The organism is Marinobacter metalliresistant, assembly GCF_038098645.1.
Lineage (GTDB): Bacteria > Pseudomonadota > Gammaproteobacteria > Pseudomonadales > Oleiphilaceae > Marinobacter > Marinobacter metalliresistant.
The window spans coordinates 1,950,868-1,965,932 of the sequence record NZ_CP101118.1; the positions used below are offsets into that span (position 1 = coordinate 1,950,868).

The 15,065-nt window shown below is 58.8% G+C and carries 12 protein-coding genes; 2 read left to right on the plus strand and 10 right to left on the minus strand.

From position 1 onward, the window contains the following. Positions 1–16 precede the first annotated feature (16 nt). Positions 17–487, plus strand: a complete 471-nt coding sequence (locus NLK58_RS09205; protein WP_117618224.1) for a cytochrome c — start codon at positions 17–19, stop codon at positions 485–487. Between the two features lie 6 nt (positions 488–493). On the opposite strand, the gene NLK58_RS09210 is transcribed toward NLK58_RS09205, so the two are convergent. The 4 genes from NLK58_RS09210 to NLK58_RS09225 all read right to left on the minus strand — a co-directional run bounded on the left by NLK58_RS09210 (position 494) and on the right by NLK58_RS09225 (position 2,903). Beyond that, positions 494–1,384 (minus strand): U32 family peptidase, encoded by an 891-nt coding sequence (locus NLK58_RS09210; RefSeq protein WP_117618225.1) that lies wholly within the window; start codon positions 1,382–1,384, stop codon positions 494–496. Positions 1,385–1,397: 13 nt separating this feature from the next. Further along, entirely contained in the window at positions 1,398–2,393 is a 996-nt protein-coding gene (locus tag NLK58_RS09215; RefSeq protein WP_117620332.1) for a peptidase U32 family protein, read from the minus strand. A gap of 86 nt (positions 2,394–2,479) precedes the next feature. Then, the gene (locus NLK58_RS09220) at positions 2,480–2,626 is read right to left on the minus strand and encodes a lmo0937 family membrane protein (RefSeq protein WP_117618226.1); all 147 of its coding nucleotides are present in this window, start codon (positions 2,624–2,626) and stop codon (positions 2,480–2,482) included. Positions 2,627–2,696: 70 nt separating this feature from the next. Continuing rightward, the gene (locus NLK58_RS09225; RefSeq protein ID WP_117618227.1) at positions 2,697–2,903 is read right to left on the minus strand and encodes a CsbD family protein; all 207 of its coding nucleotides are present in this window, start codon (positions 2,901–2,903) and stop codon (positions 2,697–2,699) included. Positions 2,904–3,179: 276 nt separating this feature from the next. Here NLK58_RS09225 and NLK58_RS09230 point away from each other — a divergent pair, with 276 nt between their 5' ends. Beyond that, positions 3,180–4,682, plus strand: coding sequence for a methyl-accepting chemotaxis protein (locus tag NLK58_RS09230; RefSeq protein WP_341582593.1), 1,503 nt, complete (start codon positions 3,180–3,182; stop codon positions 4,680–4,682). Positions 4,683–4,812: 130 nt separating this feature from the next. Here NLK58_RS09230 and hemN read toward each other — a convergent pair whose 3' ends face one another. The 6 genes from hemN to NLK58_RS09260 form a co-directional block, all read right to left on the minus strand. Next, positions 4,813–6,231, minus strand: a complete 1,419-nt coding sequence (gene hemN, locus NLK58_RS09235; protein ID WP_341582595.1) for an oxygen-independent coproporphyrinogen III oxidase — start codon at positions 6,229–6,231, stop codon at positions 4,813–4,815. A 327-nt stretch (positions 6,232–6,558) separates the two neighbouring features. Further along, positions 6,559–8,247: an HAD-IA family hydrolase gene (locus tag NLK58_RS09240; protein ID WP_341582596.1), complete on the minus strand. Its 1,689-nt coding sequence runs from the start codon at positions 8,245–8,247 to the stop codon at positions 6,559–6,561. Between the two features lie 79 nt (positions 8,248–8,326). Beyond that, the gene (locus NLK58_RS09245; RefSeq protein ID WP_117618231.1) at positions 8,327–8,791 is read right to left on the minus strand and encodes a universal stress protein; all 465 of its coding nucleotides are present in this window, start codon (positions 8,789–8,791) and stop codon (positions 8,327–8,329) included. Continuing rightward, the gene (locus NLK58_RS09250; protein ID WP_341582597.1) at positions 8,763–10,382 is read right to left on the minus strand and encodes a BCCT family transporter; all 1,620 of its coding nucleotides are present in this window, start codon (positions 10,380–10,382) and stop codon (positions 8,763–8,765) included. The genes NLK58_RS09245 and NLK58_RS09250 overlap by 29 nt, the downstream gene beginning before the upstream one ends. A gap of 169 nt (positions 10,383–10,551) precedes the next feature. Beyond that, positions 10,552–13,674, minus strand: a complete 3,123-nt coding sequence (locus NLK58_RS09255; protein WP_341582598.1) for a CusA/CzcA family heavy metal efflux RND transporter — start codon at positions 13,672–13,674, stop codon at positions 10,552–10,554. Next, positions 13,671–15,062 (minus strand): efflux RND transporter periplasmic adaptor subunit, encoded by a 1,392-nt coding sequence (locus tag NLK58_RS09260; protein WP_341582600.1) that lies wholly within the window; start codon positions 15,060–15,062, stop codon positions 13,671–13,673. Before NLK58_RS09260 ends, NLK58_RS09255 begins: the two co-directional genes overlap by 4 nt. Between the last annotated feature and the right edge of the window lie 3 nt (positions 15,063–15,065).

Sequence of the window (15,065 nt, forward strand, 5' to 3'; positions counted from 1 at the left end):
AATAGAGGGCTATACCATGACAAAAACAACCTGCGCACTTCTGGCCACCCTGGCACTGAGCATCGCTCTGCCGTTCACTGTCACGGCGGATGAACCAGTCACCCCCAAGCTGACCGACAAGCTGGACCGTCTGCTGCGCGAAGAGATGCGATCCATTCAGTCGACCATGGGGCAGATTCATTCGGCCATCGTCATGGGCCAGCATGACAGTGTTGCAGAGAATGCCCAGAAGATTCACGACAGCTTCATCCTGCAACAGTCACTGACCGAACAGGATCGCAAAGACCTGATGTCGGCAGTACCCAACGGTTTTATCAAGCTGGACAAGGAATTCCACCAGCTTGCTGCATCGCTGGCAGAGGCAGGCAGGGGTAAAGGCACGAAAGAGCAGCACAAGCTATTCAGCGAAATGACCGGCAACTGCATCCAATGCCACAGCAAGTATGTGTCTGACCGTTTCCCTGGCGTTCAATCCTTAAATGACTGACCGGCCTTAGCCGACCAGTTCCATTCCCGGTTTGCCGTACCAGTATCCGTTGCAGGGTGGCGCTTCCACCAGTTGCAGCGGATCGGTTGCCGGTGTTACACCCCGGCGCACCTGATCAAAGCGGTGCACCACTTCATCCATACCCTGATGTTCCGGGCTCAGTCGGATCGTTGACACCCCCATCCGCTCCATCTCCGGCAGCTCCCGCATCAGGTCATAGCGCGAGCCAGACAAGGTGGAAATACCGTTGATCCGGAACAGCTCCTGAGATTCCCGGGAGCGCAATTCCATACCATCGGGATGCTCGATGCAGCGGAACTCGCAGTTATCTTTCGGAAGATTGTAATGCCGTGCGGTGAAGCAACGGGATGACCAGGCCAGGGGCAGGAAGCCCCAGGCGAATACCTCTGCCGGTAAGTCCAGGCCTTCCTCTTTCAAACCCTTGATCAGCTGATCCAGGGTTCCCTTGCCCAGTTCCACCGGCAGGTTCCAGCCCCTGAGGCCCTGTTTTGCCAGCACCTTGAGCGTGGCCACGTTGTAGACGTTCATGGACGGGCCGGTTATGAAGGGAATGTCATTACGAATAGCCACCTGCAAAGCGCTCTGGTCATTCGCTTCCACCACAAACTCGTTTTGGTCACAGATCCGGCGCAGACGGCGCAGATCCGCGTCGGATTCGATCAGCGTCTGGGTGGAAAGCACTACGTCCTTCCCGCAGGCTTTCAGATCACGGGCCAGATCAAACCAGTCATCCGGTTTCAGCTCACGGCGACGACTGCACACGGCTTCGCCCAGATAGATGGTATCCACCGGCCACTCGGCGGCGTTGGCATAGAAATCGAAAACGGTTTGCCTGGACCAGAACCACAGAATCGGGCCCAGCGATAACTTCATCATAATCGGTAGAACCTTATTTCCACTTGCGATGGTATGCGCCCAGCGTTGTCAGGCCGCCTTCGGAAAGTCCCGCCAGGGTGCTGCGCCACTGCGGGTCAACCGTAAACATGCCGGAGCCGGACTCGAGATGATCAAGCGCGTGGCGCCAGGTGCGGGCAACATCGGCGATATAGGCGGGGCTGCGCTGACGACCCTCGATTTTTACGGCACTTATGCCCAGCTCCCGGAGATCCGGGAGAAGGTCCAGCGTATTCAGGCTGACCGGTTCCTCAATGGCGTGGTAGACACTGCCCTCCACTTCGAAACGGCCTTTGCACAAGGTCGGATAGCCGGCGGATTCACCCTGGCCATATCGGTCAATCAGCACATCGTTCAGCCGGGATTCAAGCCCCCGCGGTGTCTCCTGCCAGCGCACAGCCTTGGCCGGAGAGCAGGCGCCACGGGTATTGGGGGACTCATCGGTCAGGTAGGAAGAGAGATAACATCGACCCTCGGCCATGATGCACAGACTCCCGAAGGCAAACACTTCCAGCTCGACCGGGCTGTGTTTAGCCACACCACGAACCTGGTCCAGCGAGAGAACCCGGGGCAGCACCGCCCGGCGGATATCGAAGTTATCCTTGTAGAACGAGAGCGCCTCGTGGCTGGTGGCAGAGCCCTGCACCGACAGATGCCGGGGAATATCCGGGTACTTGTTGGCGGCATAATCCAGAAGGCCCATATCGGCCAGGATAATGGCATCCACACCCAGGCTTGCGGCGCGGTCTACCGCGCCCTTCCACTGCTCCCAGCCATCCGGTTGCGGGTAGGTATTGATGGCACAGAACACCCGTGCGCCTCGCAGGTGGGCATAGTCAATACCCTCGGCGGCACGTTTGTCGTTGAAGTTCAGGCCGGCAAACTGGCGGGCGTTGGTGCTGTCCCGAAAACCCAAATACACGGCATTGGCACCGTTATCCACCGCGGTTTTCAGGGCTGGCAGGCTACCGGCCGGGCAGACGAGTTCCATGGCATTCTCCACTTCAAGAATGCCGGTACCTTACCGCTACTCGCGCAGGAACTGCCTTGACCTTTGTCAGCGCAAGGTTCGAAGGTTCAGAGACTACGGCCCCGGATTACCCGAAGCAGTATTACCACAATCGCGACCACCAGCAGAATATGGATAAAGCCGCCCATGGAATAGGAGGTCACCAAACCCAAAGCCCAAAGAATCAGTAGAACAATGGCAATTGTTTCCAGCATGGCTATGCACCCCTGTTGAGCCCAGCACCAAACCATGAGCATTTTGACTCATGGTTCGGACGGACCGATCTTAATTCTTACCGAAGAATTCCTTAACCTGCTTTTCAGCCTCTTCGCGGGTTATGGCATACCGCTCCTGAATCAGGCCTGCAAGCTTGTCCTTTCGCCCTTCCGCCGCAAGAAGTTCGTCCTCTGTCAGATTGCCCCAGACCAGCTTTGCTTTTCCAACCTGTTGTTTCCACTTTCCTTTCATTTCGTCTGCACTAAACATGCTCATGATCACACCCTCCTCTGGTTATAACTTCGGTTTCAAGCTAGCTCGTCGCCATACCCGGGTCTGTTCGCTGGCACACACAGAGGAATACCTCCAAAGTGGTGCTCTACGCACTTATACCTATGCATATTTTTCTTTATATATGCCAGTTATTTAACAATCACTTACAGTAGCTTACAGGCCTGAAACTACCTCCACAGCTACCCCGTCTCGCCGATAGCAGCCGGCCTACCGGCACCGGGATAATGAGCGCATTCCCTGATCAAACAAGGCAAGGCTATGAACTTCATCAATAATCTCTCCATGCGGGGCAAGCTGACCACTCTGGTGGTGCCTGCCCTGCTTGTTATTCTCTATTTCGCCGCTGAGAGCATTGCTCTGAGCTACAACGAGCTGAGCAATATGCGCCAGTTGCGTTCCATGGTGGAACTCGCTGAAATCGGCGACCCTCTGACCGAGAGTCTGCAGAAGGAACGCGGCAGGTCCGCAGTCCTCTTCGCCAGCCAACCCCGTACCGACGCCGCCCGCCAGGCCGAGCGTGAGCTGGCGGAGCAACGGCGGCAAACCGATACCCGCATTTCGGACTATCGCCGCGGAATTGACGCCCTGCTGGCAGGCGCCTCCTTTGATCGCAGCGTTGAAACCAGCCTACAGGCAGTGAGCCAGGGCCTGGCCAACCTGAATTCCCTGCGCAGTTCAATCGATAACCGAAGCATTGCCGCGGGCGATTCCGCGTCGCGCTACACCGCAATGATCATGGAACTGATTGACCGGATTGCTCTGATTATCCGACAGACCACCGATCCGGAGCTGACCCGTGACGTTAATGCTTACTACGCCCTGGCGGAGTTGGCAGAGCGAGCAGGCCGGGAACGCGCGGTTGGTGCATTCCTGATTCGCAGCGGAAACTTTGATCTTCCTACCCTGCGCCGTATCGCCGGACTCGGCGGGCAGCAGCAAGCCTACTTCAACGAAGCACTGGCGATGCAGGCCTCGGACACCGCACTTCGCGCAACTCTTGAAAAACAGTCGGGCACTGCTGCAAGTCAGTCCCTGGAGGAGAAGCGCGAAACCCTGTTCAGCAGTCCTTCCGGCATGTATGCCCTGGATGCGGCAGACTGGTTCAACAACACCACCGAACGGATTGGCGAGCTCAACGGGTTTCGTAAGGACATGCTGGCTGATGTAATGGCTCTGGCCACCGCCGGGGTCGCCGACGCCCGCAATGACCTAATCACTGCATCCGCCATTGCGGCAGGCGCGGTTCTGGCGATGCTGGTGCTTATGCTCGTCATCATCCGTGCCATCAACCTGCAGGTCGGGCGCCTGCTTGAAGGCGTGCAGTTCGCCATGGACAACAAGGACCTGACCCGTGACATTGAAATCGCCAGCACGGATGAAGTGGGCACTATTGGCAAAGCGATCAACGAGTTGTTCGGGCGCTTCGGCAACGCCCTGTTGCAGATCGACAAATCCAGCGTTCAACTGGCGACGGCTACCGAGGAAACCAGCTCCACGGCTGGCCAGAATTCAAGCCAGGTGAAAAACCAGCAGCAACAGATCGAACAGGTGGCGGCAGCTACTGAGGAGATGTCGGCCACTTCCGAGGAACAGGTTGCAGTAACCCGGGAACTGGCAGGCAGCATGGAATCGGTCAGTGAGGCCGCGATCCTGACGCTGACCGGGTCCCAGGAAATCACCCAGGTGACCGGCGAGCAGGCACGGCTGGCGAGGGTACTTCAGGACCTTGCCAATGAGTTCAAGGTGCCGGCGTACAGCTGAAACCAACAGAAGTAAAAAGGGGTCAGATGAAAGCCTTCATCTGACCCCGACTTCACTCGACTTTGAATATGGGGTCAGAAGAACGCTTTCTTCTGACCCCGAGTTCGGCCCCCCGTCTTCGACAGGCCTGTCAGATAATCCGGGAGAACCGCTGGCTGGCGCCTTCCTTGCGGTAGAGATCAAAGATCTGGCAGATGGCCCGGATCAGCAACCGGCCTGCGGGCTGGACCTGAAGAACGCTGCCGTCATCGGCAATCAGTTCATCCTGCACCATGGGCTTCAGGCGGCTGAATTCATCCGCGAAGTAGCGGTCCAGGTCTTCCTGCCACACCGCCGCGAACTGCTGGCGATCCAGCCGGAACTGGCAGATGAGCTGGCCGATCACCCAACGGCGAATGCGGTCGTCACGGGTCAGGTTCACGCCTTTGGTGATCGCCAGTTGGCCGGCATCAATGGACGCTTCCCAGGACGGCAGGTCGTGGTTGTTCTGGAAATAGGCATCGTCGGTCTGACCAATGGCCGACACACCCAGGGACACCAGATCGCACTCCGAATGGGTGGTGTAACCCTGGAAGTTCCGGTGCAGCCGGCCTTCCCGCTGGGCCACAGCCAGGCTGTCATCCGGCTTGGCGAAGTGGTCCATGCCGATGTATTCGTAGCCGGCTTCCAGCAGGCGGTTGATGGTGTTGTGGAGAATGGTCAGTTTCTGCTGCGGGCTCGGCAGCGTATCGGACTGGATCCGGGTCTGCGGATAAAAGCGGTCCGGCAGGTGCGCATAGCTGAATACGGAGAGCCGGTCCGGCGACATTTCGATGACCGCCTCCAGGGTTTCCGCGAAGCTTTCCGGGGTCTGGTAGGGCAGGCCGTAGATCAGATCCAGGTTAATGGAGCGGAAGCCAATCCGCCGTGCCTCACTCAGCACGGCCTCGGTCATGTCCCGGGGCTGGATGCGGTTCACCGCCTTCTGCACCTCGGGGTTCACGTCCTGGACACCCAGGCTGATCCGGTTGAACCCAAGATCCCAGAGTGTGGGCAGGGTGTCCTGGTCCACTTCCCGAGGGTCGATCTCAACGCTGTAGTCCCGGTCATCACCGGTTTGCAGATTGAACAGCTCCCCATACCCCGCCATCAGATGTTCCATCACCTCCTTCGGCAAAAACGTGGGGGTGCCACCGCCCCAGTGCAGCTGGGTAACCGGTCGGTTCGCACCGAACAGCCTTGACTGGATGGCGGCTTCTTTCAGCAGCCGCTCCACGTAGGGCATGGCCTTGTCACGTTTCTTGGTGATCACCTTATTGCAGGCGCAGTAGTAGCACAGGTGCGCGCAGAACGGCAGGTGGGTGTAGAGTGATAATGGCCGGTCGCTGGCCTTGCTGCGGGCGGCGGCCTTGACCATGTCCTCAATCGGGTAGTTCTGGTTGAACTCAACGGCCGTTGGGTAGGAGGTGTACCTCGGGCCACTGAGGTCGTAGCGGCGGATCAGGGCGTCGTCCCAGATGAATTCCGGCAATGCGGAGTCTTGGGTTTTGAGTGCAGGGTCGGAGGTCATAGTAAACTCGGGGTCAGATGAAATTGGGGTCAGATGAAAGTTCATCTGACCCCATGTTCAGGGGAGCTGGAGGGATTTTACGGTAATCCTTCGGCTCGCATTTTGATGCGGGTCAGCTGAGTTTCAGTTTACCAGTTTGTTGTATGAACCACCCTTGGGCTGTTGGCGTACTTCTACTACCTCTTTTGGGGAGTTTTGGTGTTCGGAGGCGAATGGCTGGCGGTCCATGCCGATGCCTATGACTGGATAGAGCTGCCCAATGTGCTGGGCATGGTGATGCACGCCGATAACTTGCTGGCACGATTGGAACACATATAACGATGGTGCTCACGGCGGCCCGATTTCGCAGGCCAGCACCAGCGCCCAGAATTCCGAGAAATCGTTGACTACGACATCCGGCTTGTCGGGATGTTTGTGGGTGCCCGGAAAAATCTTGTTCAGCCACGGCAGGTCCCATTGCGCGCCGTTAAAGAACACCGAGGTCATGCCCGCCCTCTTGGCGGCAATCACATCGGTGGTGCTGTCACCCACATACCAGACGCTCGGGTCCGGCGGATAATCCAGTTTCTGAACTGCCAATACCAACTGATCCGGATGCGGCTTGCGCATTGGTGTATCGTCGCCGCACACATCCACATCGAAAAGATGGGTCCAGCCGGTGTCTTCCACCGCAGCCAGCTCATGCTCAAAAAACTCCCGGTCCCGGTTTGTGATCACCCCGATCTGAATCCCCAGACGCCGCAATCCCTCCAGCACTTCACACACCTTGGGTTCAAAAGCTTTCACCGTGCCATAGTGCTTCCGGTAGTGGTGATTGAAGGCTTTGTGGGCAATCTGTTTGGCTTCCTGATCCTCCCCGAACAGCACTTCAAAAATGTCGGTCCGGGAGATTTTCCGGTCGGCCTTCACCTTGGGGTGTAGCCTGGCGAACTCGCGCACGTAGGCAACCAGCCTGACGTCCTCCGGTGTCTTGCTGTCCTCAGGGGCCAGCATCCGGTCCATCAGCCTGAGCCGGTGAAAGTCCGGCAACATGTCATCCACCGCGTGGTACATGGCGTCCAGGGTATCCACCAGAGTCGCGTGCCAGTCGAACAGGATGACCGCCGGCCGGACCAGTTTGACGGCCGCCGGGTGCCAGTCCGGTTCTATCCGGGGTTCGGGGCGCTGAGGGGGTGGGTAGGGTCTCGGTCTTACCTCCGCGGGCGCCTGACGGAACGCCTCAGGCTCATTCCTTTCGAGCAGCGCCAGCAGATCCATCAGGTCCTCGAAGCTGTCAAGAATGGCTGCAGGGGCGTCCCGGTGTGAGAACCAGCTATCTATCCGGCCCGGTTCCCAGCAGGCACCGTTATAGAAAATGCCGGACACACCGGCCTTGTTGGCGGTCAGCATGTCGACGTAACTGTCACCGATATACCACGCCCTCTCATCGGCCGGCAGCCCCAGTTTCTCAAGGGCCTTGAGGATGACTTCGGGATCCGGCTTGTACTCGGTCACATCATCCGCGCACACCGTGGCATCGAACAGATCCCGCCAGCGCCCCTCGTCCACCGTGCGCAGCTCTTTGTCGAGGAACTCCCGGTTCCGGTTGGTCGATACCGCCAGCCGGATGCCCATCGCCTTCAGGGCCGACAGGTACTCATAGGCACCAGGCTGGAAAGGTCTGACCTGCCCGAAATACCGACGGTACGCCTCGTTATAGGCCTTGTGGGCAATCAGCTTCGCGGTTTTATCCTCGCCAAAAATAGCGTTGAATATGTCAGTCCTTGATACCCTGCGCTCCGCCAGTATGCGTGGATGCAAGCGGCGAAAAATCCGGATATAACGAACCAGCCTGGCATCATCGGCAGTGCGGCACTGACCCTCCGGCAGCAGCCGCTCCACCAGCCCCAGATCCTCCAGCTGCGGCAACATGTCTTCCATGGCACTGAACATGGCATCGTGGGTGTCGACAAGCGTGCCATGCCAGTCGAAGATCAGCACTGACGGAGCAGACAGATGATCACTGAACCGGGCCATAAACAATCCTTTGAAACTTCAGAAGCGGCCCAAAGTGCAATCCGTGAGCCGCTCCGATCCGTTGTCGCTGTTCGACCAGTCAGTTGCAGCCTTCTTCACTCTTCCCGGGCTCGGCCTTCTCCAGCGACGGCAGAACCAGTACCGGACAGGGGGCATTCACCGAGACATACTCCACGGTCGCCCGACGCAGGGACCAGTGACCACAGCCGCCACGGGATACCAGTAACATCAGGTCGGCACAGAGCTGGCCCGCCAGGCCCACCAGTTTTTCGCCGGCATTTCCCGCCACCACATGCAGATGCGCGTCACGGTCCAGAGGCAGGTATTTGCGTGCAAGCAGATCCAGCACCTCCCGGACCTGCGCCTCTTTCTGCTCGGGCGCTTCTCCGGTGACGTGAGGAAAGAACCCGCCACCACCGGGATTATAGACGCTGGCCAGGTGCAGCTCACCATCCTCCGCCAGCAGGTCCATGGCGGCTTCCAGGGCACGCTTGCCCTCACCGTCGTCTTCCGGGTCAATGGCGATCAACAGTTTCCGGTACATAGTCGTTCTCCTGTTTGGTTTCGGGGGTGGCTTCCACTTCCGGGTAGGCCCGCCCCTTTACCAGTTCGTTCATGCTGTAGCCCCGGTAATCCGCACGCAGCGCCCTGAGCAGGGCCACCGCCATGAAGATCAGCAAAACACAGAAGGGCAAACCCAGGGAGGTGATCACGTTTTGCAGGGCATCCAGCCCACCCGCCAGCAACAGGGTGGCGGCAATAACGCCCTGGGCCGCCGCCCAGAAGATACGCTGGCGCACCAGGGAGGGCTGGTCATCCCGACGGGTCAGCATGTCGATCACCAGGGAGGCGGAATCGGATGACGTGGTGAAGAAAATGACGATAATGACCACACTCAGGGCCGATGCCACGTCTGCGAGAGGAAAAGCCTCAAGAAAGGCAAAAATCGCCACGGATGGGTCCTGCTGTACCTGCTCCGCCAGCGCTATCTGGCCGTTCATCTCTACCTGAATGGCGGATAACCCGAAGATCCCGAACCACACCAGCGTGAAGGCCGTGGGGGCAAACAAAACACCGGCGACGAACTCACGGATGGTCCGGCCCCGGGAGATCCGGGCAATGAAGATACCGACGTAGGGCGCCCAGGAAATGGTCCAGGCCCAGTAGAACAGGGTCCACTGCCTCTGCCAGTCGGTTTCCCTGAACGTCTCGGTCCAGAAAGCCAGCCAGGGCAAGGCGTCGAAATAATTACCCACGCTCTGGACCATACCTTCGGCAATAAACACGGTGGGCCCAACAGCAAGCACGAACGCAAGCAAGACCATGGCCAGCACGATGTTAAGCTGGGACAGCCGACGCACGCCCTTGTCCAGTCCCAGGGCCACAGAAGTCGCCGCAATGCTGGTAATGGTGGCGATCAGAATAACCTGGACCAAGCCGGTGGAGGGTGTACCAAACAGATAGTTCAGACCACTGTTCAGCTGCAGGGTCCCCAGCCCCAGAGAGGTTGCCACACCAAACAGGGTACCGAGCACAGCAATCACATCCACCGCCCAGCCCCATGGACCGAACGCCCGCTCCCCGAGGATGGGATAGAACAGGCTGCTGATGCGCATGGGCAGATTGTGGCGGTAGGCGAAGTAGCCGATCGCCAGTCCCGGCATCGCAAAAATGGTCCAGGTATGCAGGCCAAAGTGATACAGCGCGATGGTCATGGCATCGCTGGCGGCCCGCTCCGAGCCCGGTTGCACGCCGTCAAACGGGGGACTGGCAAAGTGGGACACCGGCTCCGCGACGCCCCAGAACATAAGTATGGTGCCGATGCCAGCGGCAAACAGCATGGTAAACCAGGTCAGGTTGGAATAATCCGGGCGGCTGTCGTCTGCTCCCAGACGGATATTGCCGTAACGGCTGACCGCCAGGCCCAGCAGGAAGATCAGCAGGGCGCTGACAGAGAGAATATAGAACCAACCCAGGTTACGGGCCACCCAGCCGGTGAGCAGCCCGAAACTTTCGGCAACGGCTTCATCAAACGGGACAGCCAGGGCAACAAAGAAGGCCGCTACCCCGGCGGAGGTGAAAAACACCCCTGGTATGGTCTGCAGTCCCAACCGGCGTTGCAGCCGTTCCAGCATAAAGCCTCCGTTTCTTCGGGAAAGGATCCGCCAAAGGCCTTACGCTACCACACCCGCGAACCGATTGCGGGACAGAGATCAATTCCGCTTCAGCCTCCCCCGGGGAACCTGTCCGGAATGACTCCGGACCAGGACCAGGCAAGAGCCTGAAAAGTAAACCGGCGACGGCTCACTCTGCAACGCCCGCGCGCTTCCAGAGGTAGTAACCGACCGGTATCACCAGCAGTGCCAGAATCACGGCGCTGATCATGCCTCCGACCATGGGCGCGGCAATCCGCCCCATGACTTCCGATCCGGTTCCGCCGCCCATCATGACCGGTACGAGACCGCCGATGATGGCGGCGGCGGTCATCATTATCGGCCGCACCCTCATTCCGGCACCGTGAAGCACTGCATGGCGAAGGGTTTCCCGCCTTGGCTTCAGCCCGTTCTTTTCACAGGTTTCCAGCATCGACTCGTAGGACTGATTGAGATAGACCAGCATGATCACACCAATCTCCACGGCAACACCGGCCAGGGCGATGAAGCCGACGCCGACGGCAACCGAGAAGTTGTAACCCAGCAGATACATCAACCAGAAGGCGCCAACCAGGGCAAAGGGCAAGGTAGCCACGATGATACCCACCTCCGCAAAGCGCCCGAAGTTCAGGAACAGCAGGAGGACAATAACGACCAGTGTCACTGGAACCACCAGGCTCAGTTTCTGCTTGGCACGGAGCATGTACTCATACTGGCCAGACCAGTTGACGGAGTAACCGGCGGGCAGATCCAGCTCCTCCTTCACGGCGGCCTGCGCCTGCTGGACATAGGTGCCGATATCCACACCTTCGATATCCACATAGCTCCAGCCATTCAGGCGGGCGTTTTCACTCTTGATGGAGGGCGGCCCGTCCTCCACCCGGATATCGGCCACGTCGGCCAGGGAAATCCGCTGACCGGATTCGGTCACCACGGGAAGCTGCTTCAGTTTTTCGGGTGAGTCCCGGTAATCCTCCGGATAGCGCAGATTGATCGGGAAGCGCTCAAGCCCCTCGATGGTCTGCGCCACGTTGATTCCGCCAATGGCCGAGGCTACAACCTGCTGAACATCATCGATATTCAGGCCATAGCGGGCAGCACGCTCCCGGTCAATATCCACCTTGATGTAACGTCCGCCGGCGACCCGCTCGGAATAGACAGAGCTCGTGCCGGGAACCTTCTCCAGGATCTCCTCAAGGCGTTTGCCGATGCCCTGGATAACCGAGAGATCCGGGCCGGCCACCTTGATGCCCACGGGGGTCTTTATGCCCGTTGCCAGCATGTCGATGCGGGTTTTGATCGGCATGACCCAGGCATTGGTCACCCCCGGGAAGCGAATCAGCGAATTGAGCTCCTGCTTGAGCTTATCGGTGGTCATCCCGTCCCGCCACTGATCCTTGGGCTTGAGCTGGATAAAGGTCTCAATCATGGTCAGCGGCGCCGGGTCGGTAGCGGTATCCGCCCGCCCCACCTTGCCGAACACGGTTTTCACTTCGGGCACCGTGGCGATCAGCTTGTCCGTCTGCTGCACCAGCCTCCTGGCCTCGGCAATCGAGATAGCCGGGTAGGTGGTAGGCATGTACATCAGGTCCCCCTCATCCAGGTTGGGAATGAATTCACTCCCGATCCTGGTTGCCGGCCACAGGCCGACAGCCAGAACCAGTACCGCTGCCAGCACCGTAGACACCGGAAACCGGAGCACCAGCTTCAGGGCCGGCATATAGGCGGCGACCAGCAGCCGGTTCAGCGGATTCTTGTGCTCCGGCAGCACCTTGCCACGAATGAAGTAACCCATGAGCACCGGGACCAGAGTCACTGCAAGGGCGGCACTGGCCGCCATGGCGTAGGTCTTGGTGAACGCCAGGGGCGCGAACATCCGCCCTTCCTGGGCTTCCAGGGCAAACACCGGCACAAAACTGACGGTGATGATCAACAGCGAGAAAAACAGTGCCGGCCCGACCTCCGAGGCCGACCTGGCAACTATCTCCCATCGGTTCTCAGGCGTCAGTGGTGTTCTCTCCATATGCTTGTGCATATTCTCAATGAGCACGATAGCACCGTCGATCATGGCGCCGATGGCAATGGCGATCCCCCCGAGCGACATGATATTGGCATTGATACCCTGAAAGTACATAACGATAAAGGCGGTCAGGATGCCCACGGGCAGGCTGACAATCGCCACCAGAGACGAGCGGACGTGGAACAGGAAAATCATACACACCAGCGCCACCACCACAAATTCCTCGAGCAGCTTGAACCCGAGGTTATTGACCGCGCGCTCGATCAGGCCGGAGCGATCGTAAACCGTCACCACTTCAACGCCTTCAGGCAGGCTTGACTGCAGCTCTTCCAGCTTGGCCTTCACGCCATTAATGGTTTGCTGGGCATTTTCACCGAACCGCATCACCACAATGCCGCCAATGGTCTCCCCGTTGCCGTTGAGTTCCACAACGCCCCGTCTTGCCTGCGGCCCGAGCTCAACGCTTGCAACATCTCTAAGCAGGACCGGCGTACCGTTTACGTCAAGACCCAGTGGAATCGACAAGAGGTCTTCACGGGACTGGATATAGCCGGTCGAGCGGACAATGTATTCCGCCTCGGCCATCTCGATCACGGAGGCGCCGATTTCCTTGTTGCCCCGCTTGATGCTGTTCTGGATGTGGGACAGGGGAATACCGAATGCCCGGAGTTTTTCGGGATTTACCTTGACCTGGTACTGCTTGACCATGCCGCCGACCGTGGACACTTCCGAGACACCGGGCACTGTCTGCAGCTCGTACTTCAGAAACCAGTTCTGCAGGGTGGTCAGTTGGCTAAGGTCGTTGTTCCCTGTCCGGTCAACCAGGGCATACAGGTAAACCCAGCCAACCCCGGTCGCGTCCGGCCCCAGTTGAGGCCGGGCCGATTCAGGCAGGCTGGGTATTACCTGGGAAAGGTATTCCAGCACCCGGGAGCGGGCCCAGTACATGTCCGTATCCTCATCAAAGATGATATAGACATAGGAGTCGCCGAAGAACGAGTAGCCCCGGACCGTCACCGCACCGGGCACCGAGAGCATGGCCGTGGTCAGCGGATAGGTTACCTGATCCTCTACCACCTGCGGAGCCTGGCCGGGGTAGCTGGTTTTAACGATAACCTGGACATCCGAGAGATCCGGCAGGGCATCCACCGGCGTCTTCGACACCGAGTAGAGCCCGAACCCGGTCAGCAATACGGCGGCAAGCATTACCAGAAAACGGTTTTGGACAGACCAGTTAATGACCGACGCAATCATGAGGCGCCTCCGTCATGATCCATCTTGCCATGGTCCATTTCGCTCTGATCCATTTTGCTTTGGTCCATTGCGCTCGGGTCCATCCCCTCATGATTCATGGCTTCAGGACTGCCCTTGGCATCAGCCTTGCCCGCCTCCATGGTGTGTCCCGAATGGTCCATCTCCGGGTCCATCGCGTCCGCGGACGGCACGGACATCCGCCGGAAATCCGATGTCTTGCTGGATTCCGAATCAATCAGGAATTGCGCCGAAGTAACAACCCTGTCGCCAGGAACGACGCCTTCGAGAATCTCGGCATACTTATCCCCTACACGTCCGGTGGTAACGTTAACCGATTTGAAGGCACCTTCTTCCAGCGCCAGAACAACGCGGTCACTCTGTCCGGTGCGGATAACGGATTCCCGGGGCACCAGGGTGCGCCTTTCGCTTGGATCGCCCTGTATGTCGACACTGGCGAACATGCCCGGCTGCAACATGCCATCGGAATTGTCAAAGCGCATCCTGACCTGTGCGGTCCGGGTCTCGAGATTGATTTCCGGGTACACATAGTCCACCTGCCCCATCCAGCTGCGCCCGGGCATGTAGTCCAGGGTCATCTCTACCGGATCGCCAGTCCTGATGGCCCAGAGCTGGCTCTCGAACACCTCTCCGATCACCCAGACCTCGTCGAGTGAGCCGATGGACATGACCGGATCTCCGGGCTTGACAAACGCACCCTCACGGATATTCAGGGTATCAATCACCCCGGCGGCGGGGGCATAGAAGGTTATGGTCCGCTGTACGTTACGGGTCTTCCGGAGTGTCCGGATCAAACGGTCCGAGACATTCAGCGACGACAAGCGCTCCTCGGCCGCCCTGAGCAGGCGCGGGTTTTTCCGGTCCAGTGCCAGGAGCAATTCCTCCTGGGCATTCACCAGGGTGGGTGAGTAGAGGGTGTAAACAGGCTTGCCCTTCTCAACCGGGTCGCCCTCGGACTTTACATAAAGTTTCTCGATCCACCCTTCAACACGGGGGTGCATGTGGTACAACTCGTCTTCGTTATACTGCACGTAGCCCACGGTAATAATATTGCTGGGCAACTGCCCCCTGATGGCCTCGTCCGTGCGAACGCCCAGGTTATTGACAATGTTCGGCGCAACCCGGACGGTGCCTGGCGAGTCGTCAGCGCTCCCGCTGTCCTCGTAAACCGGAACCAGATCCATGCCCATGGGCGACTTGCCCGGTTTGTCACTTCTGAAGCTGGCGTCCATGGGTGACACCCAGTACAAGGGCTCCTTTTCCCCGGAAGCTGGTGCCGTTGCGGTTTCGGAGGCCAGCCAATAGGCCGCCCCGGCCCCGGCAATGCCACCAAGCAGTATAAAGCCCAGCGGGCGAACAAAATTAGCCATGAT